The 19,892-nt window shown below is 54.2% G+C and carries 20 protein-coding genes and 2 pseudogenes; 10 read left to right on the forward strand and 12 right to left on the reverse strand.

The genetic code is table 11. From position 1 onward, the window contains the following. Positions 1-232: 232 nt before the first annotated feature. The 6 genes and pseudogenes from ABX75_RS28795 to ABX75_RS24545 all read left to right on the forward strand — a co-directional run. Positions 233-499: pseudogene (locus tag ABX75_RS28795) on the forward strand (Arm DNA-binding domain-containing protein); the annotation flags it as partial. Between the two features lie 517 nt (positions 500-1,016). Then, entirely contained in the window at positions 1,017-1,175 is a 159-nt protein-coding gene (locus tag ABX75_RS29520) for a hypothetical protein (protein WP_177329712.1), read from the forward strand. Between the two features lie 88 nt (positions 1,176-1,263). Next, the gene (locus ABX75_RS29815; RefSeq protein ID WP_013692855.1) at positions 1,264-1,584 is read left to right on the forward strand and encodes a hypothetical protein; all 321 of its coding nucleotides are present in this window, start codon (positions 1,264-1,266) and stop codon (positions 1,582-1,584) included. Positions 1,585-2,185: 601 nt separating this feature from the next. Next, positions 2,186-2,857, forward strand: coding sequence for a hypothetical protein (locus ABX75_RS24535; protein ID WP_047882825.1), 672 nt, complete (start codon positions 2,186-2,188; stop codon positions 2,855-2,857). After that, positions 2,850-3,557, forward strand: a complete 708-nt coding sequence (locus tag ABX75_RS24540) for an RES family NAD+ phosphorylase (RefSeq protein WP_047882826.1) — start codon at positions 2,850-2,852, stop codon at positions 3,555-3,557. Before ABX75_RS24535 ends, ABX75_RS24540 begins: the two co-directional genes overlap by 8 nt. Before the next feature lie 249 nt (positions 3,558-3,806). Further along, positions 3,807-4,055 carry a hypothetical protein gene (locus ABX75_RS24545; protein WP_047882827.1) on the forward strand — a complete coding sequence of 83 codons (249 nt, stop codon included), beginning with the start codon at positions 3,807-3,809 and terminating at the stop codon, positions 4,053-4,055. Between the two features lie 130 nt (positions 4,056-4,185). Here the strand turns inward: ABX75_RS24545 and ABX75_RS24550 are convergent, their stop codons facing one another. The 9 genes and pseudogenes from ABX75_RS24550 to ABX75_RS28805 form a co-directional block, all read right to left on the reverse strand. Beyond that, positions 4,186-4,398, reverse strand: coding sequence for a hypothetical protein (locus ABX75_RS24550; protein WP_047882828.1), 213 nt, complete (start codon positions 4,396-4,398; stop codon positions 4,186-4,188). 562 nt (positions 4,399-4,960) lie between these two features. Beyond that, positions 4,961-5,779 carry a DUF6602 domain-containing protein gene (locus tag ABX75_RS29240; protein WP_144419325.1) on the reverse strand — a complete coding sequence of 273 codons (819 nt, stop codon included), beginning with the start codon at positions 5,777-5,779 and terminating at the stop codon, positions 4,961-4,963. 151 nt (positions 5,780-5,930) lie between these two features. Beyond that, positions 5,931-6,422, reverse strand: a complete 492-nt coding sequence (locus tag ABX75_RS24555; RefSeq protein WP_047882829.1) for a hypothetical protein — start codon at positions 6,420-6,422, stop codon at positions 5,931-5,933. 593 nt (positions 6,423-7,015) lie between these two features. Continuing rightward, positions 7,016-8,653, reverse strand: a complete 1,638-nt coding sequence (locus ABX75_RS24560) for a restriction endonuclease (RefSeq protein ID WP_047882830.1) — start codon at positions 8,651-8,653, stop codon at positions 7,016-7,018. Positions 8,654-8,839: 186 nt separating this feature from the next. Continuing rightward, positions 8,840-9,022, reverse strand: a pseudogene (locus ABX75_RS29820) (hypothetical protein); the annotation flags it as partial. Positions 9,023-9,570: 548 nt separating this feature from the next. Beyond that, the gene (locus ABX75_RS24565) at positions 9,571-11,118 is read right to left on the reverse strand and encodes a TerC family protein (RefSeq protein ID WP_047882831.1); all 1,548 of its coding nucleotides are present in this window, start codon (positions 11,116-11,118) and stop codon (positions 9,571-9,573) included. A gap of 461 nt (positions 11,119-11,579) precedes the next feature. Then, positions 11,580-12,224 carry a hypothetical protein gene (locus ABX75_RS24570; RefSeq protein ID WP_047882832.1) on the reverse strand — a complete coding sequence of 215 codons (645 nt, stop codon included), beginning with the start codon at positions 12,222-12,224 and terminating at the stop codon, positions 11,580-11,582. Positions 12,225-12,236: 12 nt separating this feature from the next. Beyond that, positions 12,237-12,974, reverse strand: a complete 738-nt coding sequence (locus ABX75_RS24575) for a HupE/UreJ family protein (RefSeq protein WP_047882833.1) — start codon at positions 12,972-12,974, stop codon at positions 12,237-12,239. A gap of 47 nt (positions 12,975-13,021) precedes the next feature. Beyond that, positions 13,022-13,333, reverse strand: coding sequence for a hypothetical protein (locus ABX75_RS28805; protein WP_223194375.1), 312 nt, complete (start codon positions 13,331-13,333; stop codon positions 13,022-13,024). Between the two features lie 156 nt (positions 13,334-13,489). On the opposite strand from ABX75_RS28805, the gene ABX75_RS24585 reads away from it, so the two are divergent. From ABX75_RS24585 to ABX75_RS24595, 3 genes are read left to right on the forward strand one after another with little or no spacing between them, the layout of a single operon-like run. Further along, positions 13,490-13,786, forward strand: a complete 297-nt coding sequence (locus ABX75_RS24585; RefSeq protein WP_014338967.1) for a metal-sensing transcriptional repressor — start codon at positions 13,490-13,492, stop codon at positions 13,784-13,786. 8 nt (positions 13,787-13,794) lie between these two features. After that, positions 13,795-14,931, forward strand: a complete 1,137-nt coding sequence (locus tag ABX75_RS24590) for a nickel/cobalt efflux transporter (protein WP_047882835.1) — start codon at positions 13,795-13,797, stop codon at positions 14,929-14,931. 5 nt (positions 14,932-14,936) lie between these two features. Beyond that, positions 14,937-15,680 (forward strand): TraX family protein, encoded by a 744-nt coding sequence (locus ABX75_RS24595; protein ID WP_047882836.1) that lies wholly within the window; start codon positions 14,937-14,939, stop codon positions 15,678-15,680. A 38-nt stretch (positions 15,681-15,718) separates the two neighbouring features. Here ABX75_RS24595 and ABX75_RS24600 read toward each other — a convergent pair whose 3' ends face one another. Next, a complete protein-coding gene (locus ABX75_RS24600) occupies positions 15,719-17,026 on the reverse strand; it encodes an MFS transporter (RefSeq protein WP_047882837.1) in 1,308 nt (435 codons plus the stop codon). Positions 17,027-17,314: 288 nt separating this feature from the next. Between ABX75_RS24600 and ABX75_RS29250 the strand changes: the two genes are divergently transcribed. Continuing rightward, positions 17,315-17,446 carry a YHYH domain-containing protein gene (locus tag ABX75_RS29250; protein WP_144419326.1) on the forward strand — a complete coding sequence of 44 codons (132 nt, stop codon included), beginning with the start codon at positions 17,315-17,317 and terminating at the stop codon, positions 17,444-17,446. A gap of 89 nt (positions 17,447-17,535) precedes the next feature. Here the strand turns inward: ABX75_RS29250 and chrA are convergent, their stop codons facing one another. Together chrA and ABX75_RS24610 are read right to left on the reverse strand one after the other, a co-directional pair. Continuing rightward, positions 17,536-18,894 carry a chromate efflux transporter gene (gene chrA, locus ABX75_RS24605; RefSeq protein WP_047882838.1) on the reverse strand — a complete coding sequence of 453 codons (1,359 nt, stop codon included), beginning with the start codon at positions 18,892-18,894 and terminating at the stop codon, positions 17,536-17,538. Further along, positions 18,887-19,831 carry a chromate resistance protein ChrB domain-containing protein gene (locus ABX75_RS24610; RefSeq protein ID WP_047882839.1) on the reverse strand — a complete coding sequence of 315 codons (945 nt, stop codon included), beginning with the start codon at positions 19,829-19,831 and terminating at the stop codon, positions 18,887-18,889. The genes chrA and ABX75_RS24610 overlap by 8 nt, the downstream gene beginning before the upstream one ends. Positions 19,832-19,892 lie beyond the last annotated feature (61 nt).

Here is a 19,892-nt window from a genome sequence, read left to right on the forward strand (position 1 = left end):
TTCTTTTCGGTCACTTGTTTGACCGCCTGGATTTTGAATTCTTCGGGATATCGCTGGTTGCTCATGGCACCTCCTAATGGGCCTCATTTTAAGGCTTGGAGGTGTCTACGAAACTAGGGGCGATTCATTATTTAGTACATCAATTCGATGCTTGGTAAATCATTTTTTAGAGCTGCTTGACCCTCTGAAAGCCCTACAACACTCCTTCATTCATATGAGTAGAGTTAGTACGATGGTTCTTACCAGTACGGCGATCCGGCACGCCAAACCTCGCGCCAAAAACTACACCCTTCCTGATTTTGACGGCCTTGCTCTTTTCGTGAATACGAAAGGCACCAAGAGCTGGCACTTCCGCTTTTCTTGGGCGGGCAAGCAGCCTCGTATTTCGCTCGGTACTTATCCTGAAATAGGTCTACGCGATGCTCGCGTTCTGCGTGATATCGCCAGGGCGCTGATCGCGAAGGGTATCGATCCCCGCGATCAGCGACGCCTTGAGCGCAATGCCAAGCTGTTGACCTGCAAAGCGCCTCCTGAGCATCGTTTTAGCGTTGATGTGCTGCAAATCCTCGGTCCTTGAGGGAGGGGCGCGGCATCATTCGAAGGCGTGCCTCTTAACCCTATTTATGCCTCGGGATGAGTGAAGGGTCGGACAGGTGCATTCTGCCGTCCAGGTTAGCCAGCCACTACACCTGGTTGATTTGTCCAGCGTGCCCCTGCGTAGGTTGGGCGTCACCAGCAAGCAATTGATCGACACTGAGAAAGATCAATGCCCCGCGTCGCGCAAATGGGCAGAGGCGACCCTCCGTCACTACCCTGATGTGCAATGGCTGTCGTGGGTGTCGGGACAGATGACCCGGCACGTGCGGTGGTGTTTTTCGGTGACCGGATTTCTGAGGGTGCGTTCCATCCGCAGGGGGGCGTCACGCAGCTTGACTGAGGATTCGGCTGTGTTCGACACGGTGCTAGATTTGGCGGACCTGATCGGTCGTCATCATCGCGGGAAAAACTGAGCCAAAATGACCGAGCAGCGCCCCTTGAATTCGCTCTCTAAAGCCGAACTTGGCGCCAATCGCAGCATCGCGCAGCCGATTTTTATCGGGCGTAAGAATTTCTCGCCCGCGGTTCACCGGCAGGCAGGTAAGAAGAGGTACGGGCGCGCGAGTACCGTGCAGTGAGATTATAGTTCAATAAAAAGTTCGATTTCCTTACTTTCCAAATAAAATAAGGAGTAAAAGATACAAATAATCCCCAAGGCCACGACAGATGTATTTAAAACAACGAAGGCGAGTGTTTTGGGAGTGGTCCGATAGCGAGCTTCACAATCGTTGTCACGATGGCTTGCTCTCAGACGGTGGGCAGATTGATGTGCAGGTGCGGACTTCCCGCACCGGGGCGGTTCAATTGTTTGTTGGTGCATACGACGGAGAAGGTTCGATGCTTTTTGAGGAGTACTACAAGGAGCGGCCGGGGGAGTCTATGAGTACAGCGCTAGCGTTCGGTGTAGGGAGGGCAATGACTCTCACCTCGACGAAGCTGTTACCCCTTCCATCTACGGCTCGACTGGGTATTTATCGCAAGGCTTGATGCCTACAATTCCGCAATGTAGCCCTGTAGATTACTTAGGCCACGTGGAGCGGCGGGTCCCGAGCTGGAAGGCGCCTGGAACTGGAGCAGCGTCTGTCGGCCAACGAACAGACCCATTAAGGAACTGAGCGATGCACAACGAATCAGGCTCGTCTACGTGACCGCCTTGCCACTTCTGGCCGGCAGTTGTCAGTCCTCCTCGAGAATTCAGTCGATGGCTGCTCAGTGCTTACCGCCACCGACGCCGTGATTCATGGAGGAGCAGAGCCCAACTCGCCCCGGCGCATGCTCAACGAATCGATATCACCGACGACGGTGACCGGACTGTAATTAAATCGAGATCGTGGTCTGCTGACAGCGCCACTGTGCTACGCGACTTCTTGCGGTTTTCAACGCATGTCTTGAACAAGTCCGCTCGCAGCACCTGAATGCCAAGATCGTGTCCTTAGGCTTCTCACCCCAACGCCATGCGCTGAGCGACGGCACGGCGCGCTCCCTCAAACCTATCTATGCATCCAGATGAATGGAGGCTAGGCTAGGGCTGGGGTTATCAAAGATATGCTAGGATTGGATAGCGCAGATAACTGATGAGGAGATTTCCATGAGCGTTACAGAGCAGTCGGGCGTCTCCACCTTGGTCGGTACGCCTAAGGAGATTCGGGCTAGCTTAAGCCGCTCGCATGCGGACCGAGTGCTGGTCGTGTCTTTCGATCAGGTTAACCTCAGCGTATTTGAGGCGTTGGCGGAAAACTTCGCCAATGTGGCTTCTTCGATGTACGAGGTGCTGCAGGAGCGTCAGGACCCGAAGTCGCTGGAGCGACTGGCCGAGGTGTTTGTGACGCGTAAGCCGCCTTCGCCTCGCTTGCTCAAGGAAGCGGCAATGCTGGTACAGGCTCGCAAAGCGGTGTTGGAAAGCGGTGACTGGCTGACCGCCGCAGACATCGCCCAGGTGGCCCAGTTGAGTACTAGAAACCCGAGTGCCCAGCCCAACAAATGGAAAAAGCAGGGGCAGATCTTTGCCATCAGCCACGGTGGGGTCGACTATTTCCCTGGCTACGGCTTGGACCCGGACGCGGGCTATCGGCCGTTCAAGGCACTGGCCAAAATCATTGAGGCTTTCGCTGGCCACAAGGACGGCTGGGGGATGGCTTACTGGTTTCGCTCCGATAATAGTTTTCTGGGCGGCAAAAGACCTCAGGACCTGTTGGCATCGGCGCCTGATCGGGTGATTGCTGCTGCACTGGATGAAATCCAGGGCATTGTCCATGGCTAAGCAGCGTACCGAGTCCAGTGAGGGTAGGGCGACGCCTTCCACGGATTTGGCGGCGTCCGTTACCCCAGTGCCTGCGGCTACGTTGCACGTCACTTTCACCGTGATCGCCAAAGGCGATGTGCTTCACCGTGTGCATCAGGATAAGTATCAGCCTGATCAATTCAATCCTGGTGTGCACGGCAACGCACGCTTCAGCCCGATCCAGGATGATCAGGGGCGGGCGATTCCCACCTTGTATGGAGGCACGACAGTCGATTGCGCCTTGATGGAGACCGTCTTCCACGACGTTCCCCATACGGCTGGGTTTAAAAGCTTCGACAAAGGCAAGCTGACTGGACAGGTGCATTCTGCCGTCCAGGTTAGCCAACCGCTGCACCTGGTTGATCTATCCAGCGTGCCACTGCGGAAACTGGGCATCACGCGCAAACAATTGATCGACACTGAGAAAGATCAATATCCTGCGACGCGCAAATGGGCCGAGGCTATCCACCGTCAGTGTCCAGATGCCCAAGGGCTGTCTTGGGTGTCGCGACAAGATGATTCGGCACGTGCGGTGGTGCTCTTTGGTGACCGGATTCCTGACGGCGCACTCCATCCGCAGGGGGCGTCATGCAGCTTGACCGGCGACTCGACTGTGTTCGACACGGTGCTCAATCTGGCAGAGCGGATTGGGGTCGTTATCATTGCGGGAAAAAGCTGAGTCAAAATGACCGAACAGTGGCCTCTGGAATCCGCTCTCTGAGGCTGAAATCGCCATTCAATAGTCATAAGATCTTGCTAAAGACGGGGGCTTTAATAGGGGCATTAATGGTAATTTCCGTACAAATTTTACGTGGTGTCGACGGCCAGACACGTTTCGCGTACATCCCAAGGAAGGGGCGGCGCCTGCCACAGAGCGCAGCAACAACGATGGCTGGTTCCGTGCTGGCCTAGAAATGCGGAGCTCGTTATGGACGTCAACCAGATGTTAAGTGATGAACTGGTGAGCCGGCTGGAAGAGAAAATTCCAGCCATGGCGAAAGGCGCGATTAAGGCGGCCTATATCAATACGCTGGCGGCCGGACTCAGTGTGATGGAAATCAGGGATGGCGTGCTCGTTGAAACAACGGCCGATGGTCTGCACACGGTTATTCGGATGGCCAAGCCCAAGCATAAGGTAGCTTCGGGCAGGATTATCAAGGTGCGCCACCTTTCATAACGGGAGGTTGAGAGCGCCCGTATCTTCACGATGTCGCCGCGCACCGCGCGGGAGTTCTGACACTTCGGCGAGTCCAGCCTTTATGCTGTGCAGGATAACCGCCAAGCTCGCCATCGCATGGGCCGTTAAATCAGTGACCCTGGGTTCTCAGCTTAGCCAAGCCCTGCTTGATGTGTCCGGCATTCTCTCCGATGGTCTGAAGTGCACCTCGGACGTTGGCACCAATCTCCGCTGCACCTTGGTCTTCTACCTTCAAGGTCAGCTCCATCACCGCGGCCTCCAAGGCGAGCTGATTTTGGTACAGCCGCTCAAGAACATCAGAAAGTGAATATTCGCTGGGCATTGTTTTCGACTCCAATCGAGAACTCAAGAGCGTAGCAGCGGAAGGGGTGGAAACAAAAGGGCGGTTGAATAAGCGAGCGCTTGCTGTGATTCAGTGGCAGTAATCGGCCATATCCGGACATTCGTGGCAGCCACAAAATCGCCATCGTGACTAGCTACGGTTGCAGATCCCAACCCTGAGAAATGGCAGGCGTATCGGAGTCGCATCCAATCCTTCTCAGAGCGGCAGTGACCGAATTTCATGTCGCAGATAATTGAGCACCTGCGACAGACTCACGCGACGCCGCAAAGCTTTATCCTGCGGTGCGAGCGCAACGTCGCGTAACTTAGGATTTAAGCGACGGTGGCTTGGTGCGACAGACAACGATCTGTCGCAGGTGATACCGAATTGACCCAGCTGCTGGGGTAACGTTGACACGCGTCAACTCTCTAAAGATCCAAAGCCAATAATGGTTTACTTCATAACCGCTTGAGGCAATGATACATTAGCTACTGGGTTAATCATGCTCCAGTGGCAACACGTAGTGAAGAACCAGTCCGACAACATGCATTTGCTATGCATTTCAGCCTCGGTATAACTCCGGAATGCTGACATACTCTTTCGCTCTACCGCTTACTCCAAAAAAGTACTCATGAGGTTGAAAGTCAATCAGTGGAACAATCCTAAGGTAGGATATCAACTCATATGCTAGTTCAATAAGAGGAGGCGTATAATTTTCTGCCTCTGGGTCTGATATTGCAAAAGCTACAGCATTTCTTGGAATTACCGTTACATGCTCTTTGCTATCAACGTATCTAAAAGATGAAGCTCGGACATCGATATAAATATTTGGCCACAGATTTTTATCAGGCGTTTTCTCAAAAAAACTTATAAATTCATTTTTTAAACTTTTACTCGAAAGTGACCGCTCTGTTAATATGGCACCAAAGACTTGATGCTGAAAATTATTTTTATCATAGGCGCCTCGTGGAGATACGATTATATTCCTTCCTCGACTTGAGCGGTCTAAAGATTTTACTGATTTGATATTATTAAAAGCTTGATTTAAAGTTTTTGCATCAGATATAGAAGCCTTATTTTCGATAACAGCTACAACAGACTCAATCATGAAGTGCTTTATATTTCCAACCTCAAGAACAGAATGGTAGTCACTTCTGTAAATAACAATATCTATTTGATTACTTATTCCGCCTACTGTATCTATAACAAACCCGGTATCCACAGAAAATTTTGATGGAATGATCTTTCTTAAGAAACCTGAAAGAATTTGCTCTCTAGCTCTTCCATTTTCACCTGGGTGCTTGATTTCTCGAGACAATTCAAGCTCATCCAAAACTCCTTTATTCAATGAGTTTACTATTTTTCTAACTATTGAACTCATTCTTACTCCTGATTATTGCATAACGCCGAGCTAAGCGGCAGTTTGTAAGTCGTATTTTTGTGGATTACTTTTGCGCAGCAAAACCACAAAGCCATAAATTAAAAATTTGTCCAGCGCCAAAGGTGCGATGCTTGAGCGGCCTGTTATAACTTTACTTGCAGTAAATCAATAAAATATACGCGACGAAAAATAATAGCATAGCGAATATTAGTAGTTTTTGAGCCAATATATTGGCTTTTTTATTGGTGCTTTTACTAAATTTATCATTTATCCATGCTGATCTTCCAGTGTATGTAACGTCTACTAGCAGCATTAGCAGGGTTAGGCAAAGGCAAATTATTATTGCTTGTATATATAAGTAAAAATTCTTCACTGCTAAAGCTATGACAACTGTTATAAACATACCGTAGGTAAAAGATAAAATCTGACCTAAATTTTCAGCTGTCCTGGTGAGAGTGGACTCCTTAAACTTGAGTAGCAACATCAATAAAGCCAATTCTAGGCTTGCAAAACCACTAGCCCAATACAATGGCTCTGAAACAAAGCCATCTAGCGCTTCGGAATAATCTTTAAATGATAGTAGAGGTAACAAAAATACGCCGAACAAAACAATAAAAGGTGTGCGAAAACCTACTCCGGTCAAAATTTCTCTCCTTGCTTATAACTTTTAGATTAAGGGACTACGGCACGCAGTCCCAGGGAGCGAAGCGAAGGATTTTAACCACTTTTTAGGCATTTACCGCGGAAATTTAGGAGCACCAGCGAATAAATTTTCCGTAGCAGCGCCTTGTTAAGTGTTAACCATCTCTGGGTTTGGCACAGCATTATGTAGGAAAAACGCTGTGTGATCTGCCGCATTTACTCCACCATCATGTACAGTCCCTAAATCTTCAGGTATACGGGTGGAGATCGATTTCTTCGTCTTAGCCACCCGATTTTGCATACGGACGTAAGTCGTAGCAAGCCAACGCTCCCCTCTGCCGCAAGCGCTAACGATTCGCTATGCCAATACCAGAGCTTGCCTCTGCTACTGAATTGCCCCTGTTTCCCTGGACGCACCTGACTGGCTCCTTTTGGCCGAAAGGCGCCTGACGCGAATGGCAGCAATCACCCGGAGCGGTCCTTAAAATTTGCTCGTGGCAAGAAGGCCTGCGCTTGGATCCTGCGCACTCGGTTGTGCATAGAAATGCTCGGACCAAATCTTTACTCTATTCAAGTATTTAGACTAATCTCTTGCTACTCCACAGGCATCAAAATTCGCGCTTCAATCCCAATCTCTTGGAGAAGGAAAAGCAGGCCCCCGCCCTCGATGAGCTCGATGGGCTTGTCCTTCGCGAACTCAAACGCGTCGGGGCCATAGCCGCTTGTCGTGACCAAAATTCCCTTATTGGCGCCTTCATTCATCATGGTCCCATAGAGGTCCCTGACTGCTGAAACGCCAACTGTGTGCTTGTAACGCTTTGCTTGGATAACTACCTTGCCGCCTAATACAGGACGAGGGTCGTAAGCAATGCAATCGACTCCTCCGTCACGCGATGATCTGGTTAGTTTTGACTCTAACCCCATTTTTCCGAATAGATTTGCCACCAGCGCTTCAAACTCATAGGGGTTGAGATCCATTAAATTTGTTGCTGAACTGAGATTTGAGGCCAGATCCTGCTGATCCACGAAACGCTTGTCGACCATGTTGAATTCAATAATTGGTCTAACCGGTTGCGCTTCGCTTGGGGATCGGGAGACATGTGCGCCGAGGTTTCGCAGACAGACGGCACGATCCACGCGCGCAAGATCAATCTCCATGAATGTTTCACGCGTGGTGCGCACAGACACGAGATGAGGTTGCACCTCCCGGCCAGTTGCGGGATCAATGGTGTTCACATAACCGTTGAAACAGCAGACCTCTAGGAACTCTCCTTGGTCTGCCTCGAAAAGCTCATGAAGACACCTAAGTGCGAGACTTGCGATGAGGTCGGCATATAAAGATTTGATCTCAGCTGGCTTGCGCTGTTTAGTGGAAACCTCGTCTTTCGATTTTATGTAACGATACTCGGCTACATCAGGAATGATATCCGAGGTGGGCAACTCGTATTCCACTACAAGCTGTTTCGATTCAGGCAGGAACGCCAAAGAGAAATTTTGCGGGAACCCTTCTGGATAATCGGACTTCTCTAGGACCATGCTGCAATAAGCGACAATTGATTCGGGGTCTCCTTCATAGTACGAGTAGCGGAAGGCATCGACTTCAGAGTCGCGGAGCGCCTTTTTCTCCAGGAACGCCGACACGCCACGCTCATAGGTCTCTCGCGCGTTCTTCAGCATTTCCAGACGCTCGACATCCTGGGCTTTATGCTCTTCCTCGCTTAATTGAAATCGTTCCTTAGCGGCTCTCAGCTGATCGGCATGCCTTACTTTAAACTTTGGTATCAGTGAAAGATACCAAGGCAAGGGGGCAACTTTGGAAGTAAAGAATTGCAGTGCTGGGCCTTCAATTACCGTTGTTAAAGATTTTGCTGGTGTGAATGGGGGCGGATTGTCAGTGATACGAAGCGAGTCGAACGTGACGGTGTCATCAACCATCAGCGTTGACGATAATATGGATTGTAAACCACCTATCCAAGATCGAATGGTTGCGTTACCGTCACGAACCTCTTGCTCACGAAACTCCATGTAGTTTTGTTTAGCGGCTCGCTCAGATTGGCGGTCATATCGTGCTTGGTCACGCTCACGAATCGCCTGCGCTCTGAGCCGCTGACGTTCCGCGCGTTCAGAGGCACGTAGTGCAGCGCGACGTTCCGACTCGTTCAGCCGTTGCTGCTTGGCTGTCTCCCGAGCAATTGCTCGGATCACCTTTTCGAATCCACTCCGATTGGCCATGCTTGCCTCCTTTCTGATGGCGTGATGGTATCAAAAAAGAAGTGCGGCGGAGGACACGAGCGCTTCGAATTTAACGGCCAGAGTGCGAGTTGATGTGACCGCTTTTGGCAGTTTTCTGCCTGTCTTGACGGCCGCGAACGACCCTGAGTGGGAAAAGAAGGACTTCAAGCTGCATCACATCTAAAAGATGCTCGCCAGCAAGCCAAGGTGCATCAGCAATGCGAAAGGCAAGCAGGTCACACTGGTACGGTCGCGCAGCTCGGGGGAGGTGTCTTCCATGATGGTGATGAATACGAGGTTATCGATGTCGAGCACATTCCAGCACGATCAGGGCAGCAGGCTCAGCCAGGCCGTGGGGGCACGATTCAGTTTGCATTCCTGTTGATGCCAACAACAAATTGAAATATTTCATTGCTGCCGTTGAATCGGGTGATAGAGTCTGGTATCCAAGATAAGATGTCACGGGCTGATATGCCCAACAAAATTAAGCCAGGCGGGTAAGAACGGAATGCTCTTTCAGCGCTTACTCGCACCACCAACCTGTTTCCATTTAGCCGTACTTAAGCACTGAGCTAGCTTTCTAGCTGCACGTCCAGATTGGTGATCTGCCCCATATTCGCCTGCGGTGGATCTAAGAGGTCAGCCTGCTTGTGAACTCAATCAATCCATTTCTGGGTCATTTCGGGATCCCGCAACGAAGCAGATCCAAAGGCGATCTTCAACACCTTTTAAGGCCCGTAAGCGCTCGGCGCGTTCCCAGCACTCGTACGAGGGACCATCTGAGACGACGTTGTGTTTCCGCTTCTCGGGCGCGTTCAGATCGACGTTTTTCTTCCTCTTCCAGTGGCGTTTTTCGCCTTCTTTTATTTGCAGGCAGCGAAAATAAACAAGGCCGCAAATGCGGCCTTGTTCTACGTCTATTCCTTACGCAACAGCACCCTGGTCACCCGGCGTTCTTCAACCTCCATCACGGTCATGCTCCATCCCTGCCAACTCAGGGTATCCCCAATCATCGGCAGACGATCCAGCAGGCTCATCACCAAACCAGCCAGCGTCTGGTAATCCTCCGTCGCTTCAACCAGGAAGCCGATGTGCTCGCGAATCTGACTGAGATTCAAGGCACCGCTGACGAGAAAACCGCCTTCCTGGGGGACGATGTTCGGGCCTTCGATTTCACTGGCATCCGGCAGCTCACCGGCAATGGACTCCAGGATGTCGGTCATGGTGAGAAGGCCGACGAAGTCACCAAACTCATTCACCACAAACGCGATGTGGGTCGACTCCTTACGCATTTGCTCCAATGCATTGAGGATCGTGAAGCTGTCGAGCAGGTTGATGGCTTTGCGCGCCATGATTTCCAGGTTCGGCTGATTGCCCGCCAGTATTTCCTTGAGCAGTTCCTTCTTATGGACAAAGCCTAGCGGCTCATCCACGCGTCCTTCTCGAATCAACGGCAGGCGTGAATACGAAGAGTGCATCAGCGCCGTACGGATGTCTTGCGCAGCATCTGCCAAGTCAAGGTGGTCGATTTGCGCCCGAGGCGTCATCACGCTGCGTATCGGGCGCTCAGCCAATTGCAGCACGCCACTGATCATGACCCGCTCGCGCCGATGGAAAACCTGTTCCGGTTCGTCGCCTTCCAGCATGTCGGCGATTTCCTCGCCGACTTCATCGGCGTCCAGTTTTTGGCCACCCAGCAGGCGCAACACCGCATGGGCGGTACGCTCGCGCATTGGCCGTAGACCTTGCAGGCTTTTCTTGCGACGCGAGCGCGCCAACTGGTTAAACAGTTCGATCAGGATCGAGAAGCCAATCGCGGCGTACAAGTAGCCTTTCGGAATATGGAAGCCCAGGCCTTCAGCAGTGAGGCTGAAGCCGATCATCATCAGGAAACCCAGGCACAGCATGATAACGGTAGGGTGGCCGTTAACGAATTTCGTCAATGGCTTGCTTGCAATCATCATCAGGCCGATGGAGAAAATCACCGCGATCATCATCACCGACAGGTGCTCAACCATACCCACGGCGGTGATCACCGCATCCAGGGAAAAGACCGCATCCAGCACCACGATCTGCGCAACGATAGGCCAGAACATCGCATAGGCGGCATTGCCGGAACGTTGTGCCACGTGGCCCTCGAGTCGCTCATGCAACTCCATGGTTGCCTTGAACAACAGGAACACACCACCAAACAACATGATCAAGTCCCGGCCCGAGAACGTCTTGCTGAAGACCTCGAACAGCGGGTTGGTCAACGTCACCATCCAGGAAATGCTGGCGAGGAGGCCAAGGCGCATCAGCAACGCCAGGGACAGGCCGATGATACGGGCACGGTCGCGCTGCTCGGGCGGCAGTTTGTCAGCCAGGATGGCGATAAATACAAGGTTATCGATGCCGAGCACCAGCTCCAGCACGATCAAGGTCAGCAGGCCCAGCCAGGCCGTGGGGTCAACGATCCATTCCATGGATTATTCGCTTCCTCGGACGGCCAATACGAGGGAAGGGGACTGCAACGAGTGTATGCAGGGCGCTGCTGGAGCGCTGGGGGGAAAGCGGTTCTTCGAAAGGCGACAGGGAGGTTCCTGGAGGGTGTTCATACAGACCTGGAAATAATTTTGGGAAGAAATCCTACAACGGTTTTAACAATTCATACGAGGCGATTTATTACAGAATCTGACAGGCCCACGCACCGTGAGAACGGCGTGTCGTATCTGCGATGGACAAAGGGCCGCATTTGCGGCCCTTTGTTTTATGGCATTACTCGTGCGAGTGCCCATGACCCGAGCTTTCGGATTCAGCAGGCTTCTCGCCGCCACTGCAGGCGGTCATCAGGCCGATAAAACAAATCAGAAGCACGGAACGGAGCAGCGTGGTTGAGGCGTTCATTGAGTTTTCCGTAAGAATTAAAAATGTGTTTCGACTGGAATCAGCGTTTGACGCTCAGGTAATCACCTGTCGTTTTCAGCGATATAGTCACGTCGTTATTCGTGCGATTACGCCAGAACCAGCCATGGGTGCCGTCGAACAGAGCCGTGAATTCGCCCTTGTCGCCTTTGACCTGCTTGGCTTTGGAGTAACTGTGGAAATAGCCCTTTTCGCCGTTGTAGGGTTCGCCATGGGTGTCATGGTTTACCGGCCCACCAGATGCCGCCCATTCATAGCTGACGGTGGTGTTCTTGAGCATTTCCAGCTTGATTTCTGTCCCTTCACCAGGTTTTAGCGTGACGGTCATTTCATCTGTCTTCAGGGCTGGGTCGGGCTGGGCGGCGGGTGGAGGCGCAGGTTGAGCCGCGGGAGTGACCGCTGCAGTCTGCGTAGCCGGAGCTGGAGTCTCTTGCACCGGCTGCGGCGCTGCATCCGCCAACGCCTCTTGGGCGAGCGTGATCTTCATTTCGCCCATTTGCGTCAGGCCCAGTACACGGCCCACGCCTGTTGGATCAATCGCATATTCCGAAGGCATAACGACGGTGACCAACAAGCCGACCGCGGTCAACAAGGCGATGACAGTCGAGCGCACCAGTTGGCGGGTGCTGGGTAATTCATTAACAGTGGGAAGTGGCGTATTGAACATGGTTGAAATTCCTTAGGCTGAGGCAAACAGGCCGGTGATCTGGTAACCCATCAAAAGGAAACCGGCACTCATCATGGCGACATTGGCGGTATAGGCGTGCCGCCAGAAACTGCCGGTGCGCCGCCAATACCCCATCAGAATGAGAATGGCGCTGAGGGCCAGCAACTGGCCGATCTCTACGCCGACGTTGAAGGCGATCAGGTTGGGAATCAGGCCGTCGGACGAGATCTCGTATTCCTGGATTTTCGTTGCCAGGCCAAACCCGTGAAGCAGGCCGAAGATCAGCGTGGCGACCTTGGTATTGGGCTGGAAACCGAACCAGCGCTGGAATGCGCCCAGGTTATCGAGCGCCTTGTACACCACCGAGAAACCGATGATGGCGTCGATGATGTATGAGCTGATACTGACCTCGGTCAGCACGCCGAGCAGCAGCGTGACCGAGTGTCCGACGGCGAACAACGTGACGTAGAGCCCTACGTCCTTCAGGCGATACAGGAAGAAAATCACCCCGAACAGAAACAGCAGGTGATCGTAGCCCGTCATCATGTGCTTGGCGCCCATGTAGATGAAGGGCAGCAACATGACGCCGGAGCTTTCCTGGATGAAGCCTTTATCGCCTTCAGCGACGGCGTGAGCGAGAGCTTCGGGCATTCCGAGAAGAAATGACGCGAGCAAGAGAAACAACAGCAGTAGTGGGCGACGCGATGGCGCAGTGAACGCGCCGACGCCACTCATTGAGTGCGAATACATGGATAAAATCCTTCGTTGCAGTGATCAAGGGCCGCAGGGCGACCATGTCAGGAGGCAAGCGAAGGACGAGGTGGACGTTCGATCAGAAAAATGGGCGGACGAGGAACGGCGTAACCAAGGGCCTCGGCTTGTGGAGAGAGCTGTGGCTGGGCCGCCAGGATCAGCGTGGCGGTGAGTTGCGGCGTCTCGTGCTGATGATCGGGCGTCAGGGGGGAGTGATAGTGATCCGAGCAGTTTGAACAAGACACGTTGGCCTGCTCATCATGGGAATGATGATGAGCATCTTGTGCGACATCCCAGGAGGGCTGTTGCGACATCATCGACAGCGTACGGGTATGCCCGGCCCAGGCCATGAACATGGCGAAAGCCAGCGCGAATACCACTGTCGTAGTCAGTGTTCTGCTGAACATAGTGTCGTGTTTCGACTCGTTGTTTTGGATCGTGATACGTTTGCCATATCCCCCATGGGGGGATAGGATTGCCAGCGTAATTCATTGAAGTCCGAGACTCAAGTCATGAGTGACGAGCACGAACACAGCCATCCCCATACCCACCAAAGCCATGAAGCAATCATCAAGCGCCTCAAGCGGGCGGACGGTCACCTGCGCAGCATCATCCTCATGATCGAAGAGGGACGTGAGTGCGTGGATATCGCCCAGCAGCTGCATGCGGTGGAAAAAGCGGTATGCCAGGCCAAGCGTACGTTGATCCAGGATCACATAGATCACTGCCTGGAGGACACGGTTTCGGCGCTGAACAAGGGTGAGCGCGCACCGCTGGAAGCCTTCAAGCAAATCACCAAGTACCTCTAGGCCCGACGATGCCCAATTTTGCTGAATTGCTGCAACAGGGTGGCGCTCACGCCTGGCTGTATTTCCCCAGCGCTATCTTGCTGGGCGCTTTGCATGGCCTGGAGCCGGGTCATTCGAAAACCATGATGGCGGCGTTTATCGTGGCCATCCGGGGCTCGGTCAAGCAAGCGGTGTTGCTGGGGTTGGCGGCGACGCTGTCCCACACTGCCGTGGTGTGGTTGGTCGCCATTGGTGGCATGTACCTGGGCCAAGGCCTCGACGCCGAGACCACGCAGCCATATTTCCAGCTCGCATCGGCTGCGCTGATCATCGCGATCGCCCTGTGGATGCTCTGGCGTACATGGCGTGGCGAACAGATGTTCAAGTTCGAGCATGGCGAGGGACATCACCACGGCGAACATGACCATGGGCATCATGATGAAACCCATCGCATCGATACCGGCCACGGCCGTGTCGAGCTTTCGATCTTCGAGCTGGGCATGCCACCACACTGGCGCCTGAAAACGTTGACTGGCCATGCCTGGTCCGCCGCGGACGTTCGCGTGACGACCACTCGTCCCGATGGAAGCGTTCAGACGTTCTCATTTGCCGAACACGATGGATTCCTGGAGTCGACGGTCGATATTCCCGAGCCTCATGAATTCAGCGCTCGCTTGAGCCTTGGGCATGCTGGGCATTCCCACGATTACGATCTTGAGTACCACGAGCATGACCATGGGCATGAACACTCCGAACTGGAAGGCCTGGAACTGTCATTAGAGGGGTACCAAGACGCCCACGAACGGGCGCATGCCAACGATATCCGCAAGCGCTTCACCAATCGCGATGTGACCACGGGCCAGATCATTGTCTTCGGCCTGACGGGTGGGCTAATTCCTTGTCCCGCCGCGATTACCGTGCTGCTGCTCTGTCTTCAGGTCAAAGAGGTTGCGCTGGGCGGTATGCTTGTCCTGTGCTTCAGCATCGGCTTGGCAATCACCTTGGTTACCGTGGGAGCGGCCGCGGCCATCGGCGCGCGGCAAGCCTCTAACCGCTGGCCATGGCTGGGCACCGTTGCGCGGCGGGCTCCTTATTTGTCCAGCGTGTTGATCATTGGTGTCGGTCTGTACGTGGGCATTCACGGCTGGATCGGTTTAAACACATAAGGCTTATGACTGAGACTCACCCAGACTTGGATCCTTCGTTGAAAGGCCGCAGCACCAGCCTTGATCTGATCAAATGGCTGGCAATGCTGACAATGGTCATCGATCACTTGCGGTTGGTGTGGCCGGAGCTGAGCACGCCATTCATTCCAGGCCGGCTCTCATTCCCACTGTTTTGTGTCGCGATAGCGGCCAACGTCGCGCGGTCCAGACGTGGTGAATGGCTGACTTACAAAAACGGCCGCTACCTCGCCTTGATGCTGTTGTTCGCGGCCATTTCGCAGGTGCCTTATCGCATGATCAGCACTTCCGGCTCGTACAACGTGCTGCTGACCCTGGCATTGGGCTTGGTCGTGGCCTGGGGATGTCACCATCGGACATTATTGAGTGGGGCCATGGCGTTGTTCGCTGCCGCCGTTGCCAATGAGCTGGATGATCCGTTGATGTTTGGTTTCTACGGAGTCCTTGTCCCGGCCTCGGTCTTGCTGGTGATCAACAGGCCCGCTGTGCTGTGGTTGTTGCCAGCGGGCCTGTGCGTGTTGATCAACACCCGCAGTAGCATTATCAGTCGGGCGCTGGATCTGGAGCTCTATTCGATACTGGCCCTGGGCGCTGCATTTGCGGCACCGCTGATCGGGCTCTGGTTACTGCGCCAGAGGTTAAGCCTCAACGTCTGGCCAGTGGGGCAATGGGGTTACTGGTTTTACCCAGGCCACCTCGCCGCTCTGCAAGCGGTGCGTTTGCTGGTGTGACGGCGCCGGGCCAGTTTTGAAAATGATTGAACTCGTGATCAGTTATTTGGCCACCGGCGATGCTGATCATCAATCACGTACGGGTGTTCGTGCTCAATAGCCTCGCCGTCCAGGTGGGAGTGGTCGTCAGCAAGGTTCTCATGAGAGTGTTTGATCGAGTCCTGATCATGGGCAGGACGCCAGATCACCACGCTGACTAGCAATGCGCCGCCGGCCACCACGGCGAGCCCGATAAATGATGCCGTCAAGCTGATGTCGGCGCCCAGCCATCCTGCCAATGGATAGGTAATCAACCAGCAGGCATGAGACAGCGCGAACTGGGCGGCAAAGAGCGCAGGGCGATCTTCGGCATGGGCAGAACGACGCAGCAACCGGCCACTCGGAGTCTGTGCCAACGAATAGCCCATGCCCAGCAGCATCCAAAGCGGCAGTAGTAAATGGTAGGAGGTCAGGTTGATGCCCATGGCCAGGCCGACAACCAGTATCCCTCCGCCGAACAACATCGCTGTTCGGTCCTTGATATCTTTCAACAGCCGAGGCAACACCAGGGCAGCGATCATGGAGCCACCACCAAACGCGGCCAGTGCCAGTGCGGTGGAGCTCTGAGGCAACGAGAAACGCGATTGGACCAACACAACCGTATTGACGATGACCATGGCGCTGGCCGCCGCTACCGCCAGGTTCAATGCCAGCAATCCGCGCAAGCGAGGTGTCGCCAGGAAGATGCGCATGCCGCGGGTGGTACGTTCGTAGATGCTGCGTTTGGGGGTCGGCTTCGCTTTCGGTAGCAATACTGTGGCGACCAGGGCCGCCGAAGCGAGAAAACCGATAACGGTGCCGGCGAACAAATTATGGAAGCTGATCACGGTCAGCAATGCAGCGGCGAGCATAGGGCTGGCAACACTTTCGAGGTCATAGGCCAGTCGCGATAAAGACAAGGCCCGGGTGTATTCGTCCTCATCGGGCAGGATGTCGGGAATGGTCGCTTGAAAGGTTGGAGTGAACGCGGCCGAGGCCGATTGCAGGATAAAAATCAGCACATAGACCTGCCAGACCTCCGTCACAAACGGCAGGGCCAGCGCGACCAAAGCACGTACCAAGTCCAGCGAGACCAACATGGCCTTACGTGGCAGGCGTTCTGCAAAAGCCGCGGCAATCGGTGCAACTCCGATGTAAGCCGTCATCTTGATCGCCAACGCTGTGCCGAGGACGGCACCCGCTTGGGCTCCAGCAAGGTCGAAGGCCAGCAGTCCCAATGCGACGGTCGCAAGCCCCGTACCTACCAACGCAATGACTTGGGCTAGGAAGAGATGACGGTAGGTTCGGTTGGCGAGTATTTTCAGCATGAGGCGTCTCACAGAGGAGGGCGTGTGATCACTTGATTGTCGAAGTACGCTTGAGAAAAGAGAGCGGCGAGTTGTTCGTTCTCAAGGAACTCTGCATCCCCCTAGGGAGGATATTAGGCCATCCTAAACCAGAGGCCGTGGTAGCTCAAGAAATAGACATTCGAGCCTTTCGTCGAACACTCGACAGAGGAATGAAGTAGTTGCTTGCTCGATAAAGGCAATTGGCCATACTCTGCGAGTTGTGAAAGATCTCACATCGATAACAACACGCGCATGGAGCAAGCCCTGATGAAACTGTCTGCCATTCTGATCGCCGCTGTACTCTCGTTTATTTCCGTCACTGCCTTTGCCCACAGCGGTGGTACTGATTCAAAAGGTTGCCACCGCAACCACAAGACCAACGATTACCACTGTCACTAAAGGCAAAAGCCCAGCGTCAGGCTGGGCTTTGGTACGAGCAGGTTTTCCTCACGTACGTGGAAGCGAGATCGTTAGTCAGTCGCTGTGTTTTAGCGCAACAGATGTACGGCCAAGCCGACAAGTGCACAGGTCACCAGTACCTCAATCACGCCGCGCTTGTAGCGGAACAAGGCAACCGCCGCCGCAATCGCGATCAGCGCCGAAGGCCAGTCGAGACTGCCGCTGAAACCTGTCGGCCACAGCACGTGATATCCAAAGAAACACGCAAGATTAAGGATCACCCCCACCACTGCAGCTGTGATCGCGGTCAGAGGCGCAGTGAACTTGAGTTCGTTGTGGGTTGACTCCACCAGCGGGCCCCCAGCGAGAATGAACAGGAACGAAGGCAGGAAAGTGAACCAGGTCACTAGGCTGGCCGCGACTGCCCCGGCCAGGAACACTTGATCGGCACCGAACACCTGCGAGACATAAGCCCCGACAAAACCGACGAAAGCCACCACCATAATCAGCGGCCCTGGGGTTGTTTCCCCCAGTGCCAAGCCGTCGATCATCTGGGTCGGGGTCAGCCAGCCATAGTGACCAACCGCACCCTGATAAACATAAGGCAGCACGGCGTAGGCGCCTCCAAAGGTCAGCAATGCGGCTTTGGTAAAGAACCAGCCCATCTGGGTCAAGGTGCCTTGCCAGCCATAGAGGGCCGTCAGGGTCGCCATCGGCAAGGCCCACAGCACGGCGCCGACCAATGCCAGCAACGTCAGCTTCATCCAACTGAAGCGGGCATGCGCGGGGGAGGGGGTGTCATCATCGATCAAGGCTGGGCCGAAGGATTTTCTCGCGCCGCCATGGCCCCCTGTCCTGAACTTCTCAGGCACCAGGCGACCGCCGACATAGCCGATCAACGCGGCGCCCAGCACGATCAGCGGGAAGGGGACATTGAAGGCGAAAATCGCGGTGAATGACGCAGCGGCGATAGCCCACAGCCAGTTGTTCTTCAGTGCCCGTGAACCGATACGATGCGCTGCCTGTACGACGATCGCCGTCACTGCCGGCTTGATCCCATAAAAGAGTCCCGCTACCACAGGCACTTCACCGAAAGCGATGTACATCCAGGACAAGGCAATCAGGATGAACAGCGAAGGCAATACGAACAGCGCTCCGGCAATCACGCCGCCCCAGGTTCGATGCATCAGCCAACCGATGTACGTCGCCAACTGCTGGGCCTCGGGCCCGGGCAGCAACATGCAGTAGTTGAGCGCATGCAGAAAGCGTCGCTCGGAAATCCAACGCCGGCGTTCCACCAGCTCCTGATGCATGATCGAAATCTGTCCCGCTGGCCCACCGAAGCTGATGAAACCGAGCTTCAGCCAGAACCAGAAAGCCTCACGCAGGCTGATCGGCGCGGGCTTCGATAGATCTGTTTCAACCGTCGATTCGAAAACCTTACTCATTGGGTTGCTCCTCTTTCACGAATGCGGCGAGCAGGCCGTCGAAGATGGCGCTGGCAGCAGCCAGCAGATGGTCGTCATGGGAAATCGTTGCGCGTAGACCGGCCAGCACCCGTTCTACGCCGGCAGCCTCCAGGGGTTGGGGGCCACCGATATCTAGGTAATGCACCAAGGCCGCGATGCGGTTTAACCCTGGTTCTTGAAGTTCAAAGCTGGCTTGCAGGGTTTCGAAGGTCACACGGTTGCCGACATGGCTGAAGGCCGCGTCATCGAAATCAAAGCCCAAGGCCTCGGCTGGGCAGTCTTGGGGATGGTTCAGCCAGAGGATCTGGGCCTGCGGATCAATGAACCGCCGGATCAACCAGGCGCAAGCCAAACGGTCAACCCATGGGCGCTTGCGGGTCGCCCAGACACGACCCTGATAGTCGACCACGCTGAGCACCGTTATTGGCAGGTCCCGGCTATGTGGTTCGTCCGTCGACAACGCCTTGCTGACTGCTGCCTCAAGTTCCTGCAAAGCGGCGTCGATCTGTTGCTTGGGCTTGCCTGGAAAGTAATCGATGACGGTCAACTGATCGTAGGCTTTGCGTAACTTTCGAATTTGCTTGGTGGTCGACAGCGCATTTTCCGCCGTCAACTGCCCTCGGCATTCCTCGATCTCAAGTCGCAGTTTGCTGTAATCCTCGTTGCGGTCGAACATCTCGATAAAACGTTCGCCAGCCGGGTCCACCACGGGCAGGACAACTGCGGTGCCATTGATGGCGAGGATGTCCCGCTCAACTGCGGCCAGCGCTTCGCGACAGGCAGCCGTATCGGGCAAGAGGTAGACACCGTCGCGCAGGACGGCAGCCCCCGAAGCTTTTAGGGCACGCCAAGCGCGCATGCGCTCCGTCGCGTTTGCAGTTGGCAACCCGAGAACCAGCGTCAGCCAATTATTCATGTAGTGATAGATCGAAATAATGTAGATATAGCTACGTTATTACTGCGCAGGGAAAAAGAAA

Origin of the sequence: Pseudomonas sp. ARP3 (assembly GCF_001029595.1) — a bacterium.
Taxonomy (GTDB): Bacteria; Pseudomonadota; Gammaproteobacteria; order Pseudomonadales; family Pseudomonadaceae; genus Aquipseudomonas; species Aquipseudomonas rhodesiae.

What these genes read in the sequence shown, in the direction of transcription:
- ABX75_RS24570 (WP_047882832.1), bottom strand. Translation starts at nt 12,224, where the DNA reads ATGTTCAATACGCCACTTCCCACTGTTAATGAATTACCCAGCACCCGC.
- ABX75_RS24595 (WP_047882836.1), top strand. Translation starts at nt 14,937, where the DNA reads ATGACTGAGACTCACCCAGACTTGGATCCTTCGTTGAAAGGCCGCAGC.
- ABX75_RS24575 (WP_047882833.1), bottom strand. Translation starts at nt 12,974, where the DNA reads ATGTATTCGCACTCAATGAGTGGCGTCGGCGCGTTCACTGCGCCATCG.
- ABX75_RS24560 (WP_047882830.1), bottom strand. Translation starts at nt 8,653, where the DNA reads ATGGCCAATCGGAGTGGATTCGAAAAGGTGATCCGAGCAATTGCTCGG.
- ABX75_RS24600 (WP_047882837.1), bottom strand. Translation starts at nt 17,026, where the DNA reads ATGCTGAAAATACTCGCCAACCGAACCTACCGTCATCTCTTCCTAGCC.
- ABX75_RS29815 (WP_013692855.1), top strand. Translation starts at nt 1,264, where the DNA reads ATGTATTTAAAACAACGAAGGCGAGTGTTTTGGGAGTGGTCCGATAGC.
- ABX75_RS24565 (WP_047882831.1), bottom strand. Translation starts at nt 11,118, where the DNA reads ATGGAATGGATCGTTGACCCCACGGCCTGGCTGGGCCTGCTGACCTTG.
- ABX75_RS24550 (WP_047882828.1), bottom strand. Translation starts at nt 4,398, where the DNA reads ATGCCCAGCGAATATTCACTTTCTGATGTTCTTGAGCGGCTGTACCAA.
- ABX75_RS24590 (WP_047882835.1), top strand. Translation starts at nt 13,795, where the DNA reads ATGCCCAATTTTGCTGAATTGCTGCAACAGGGTGGCGCTCACGCCTGG.
- chrA (WP_047882838.1), bottom strand. Translation starts at nt 18,894, where the DNA reads ATGAGTAAGGTTTTCGAATCGACGGTTGAAACAGATCTATCGAAGCCC.
- ABX75_RS24535 (WP_047882825.1), top strand. Translation starts at nt 2,186, where the DNA reads ATGAGCGTTACAGAGCAGTCGGGCGTCTCCACCTTGGTCGGTACGCCT.
- ABX75_RS24545 (WP_047882827.1), top strand. Translation starts at nt 3,807, where the DNA reads ATGGACGTCAACCAGATGTTAAGTGATGAACTGGTGAGCCGGCTGGAA.
- ABX75_RS24610 (WP_047882839.1), bottom strand. Translation starts at nt 19,831, where the DNA reads ATGAATAATTGGCTGACGCTGGTTCTCGGGTTGCCAACTGCAAACGCG.
- ABX75_RS24585 (WP_014338967.1), top strand. Translation starts at nt 13,490, where the DNA reads ATGAGTGACGAGCACGAACACAGCCATCCCCATACCCACCAAAGCCAT.
- ABX75_RS28805 (WP_223194375.1), bottom strand. Translation starts at nt 13,333, where the DNA reads ATGTTCATGGCCTGGGCCGGGCATACCCGTACGCTGTCGATGATGTCG.
- ABX75_RS29240 (WP_144419325.1), bottom strand. Translation starts at nt 5,779, where the DNA reads ATGAGTTCAATAGTTAGAAAAATAGTAAACTCATTGAATAAAGGAGTT.
- ABX75_RS24540 (WP_047882826.1), top strand. Translation starts at nt 2,850, where the DNA reads ATGGCTAAGCAGCGTACCGAGTCCAGTGAGGGTAGGGCGACGCCTTCC.
- ABX75_RS29250 (WP_144419326.1), top strand. Translation starts at nt 17,315, where the DNA reads ATGAAACTGTCTGCCATTCTGATCGCCGCTGTACTCTCGTTTATTTCC.
- ABX75_RS29520 (WP_177329712.1), top strand. Translation starts at nt 1,017, where the DNA reads ATGACCGAGCAGCGCCCCTTGAATTCGCTCTCTAAAGCCGAACTTGGC.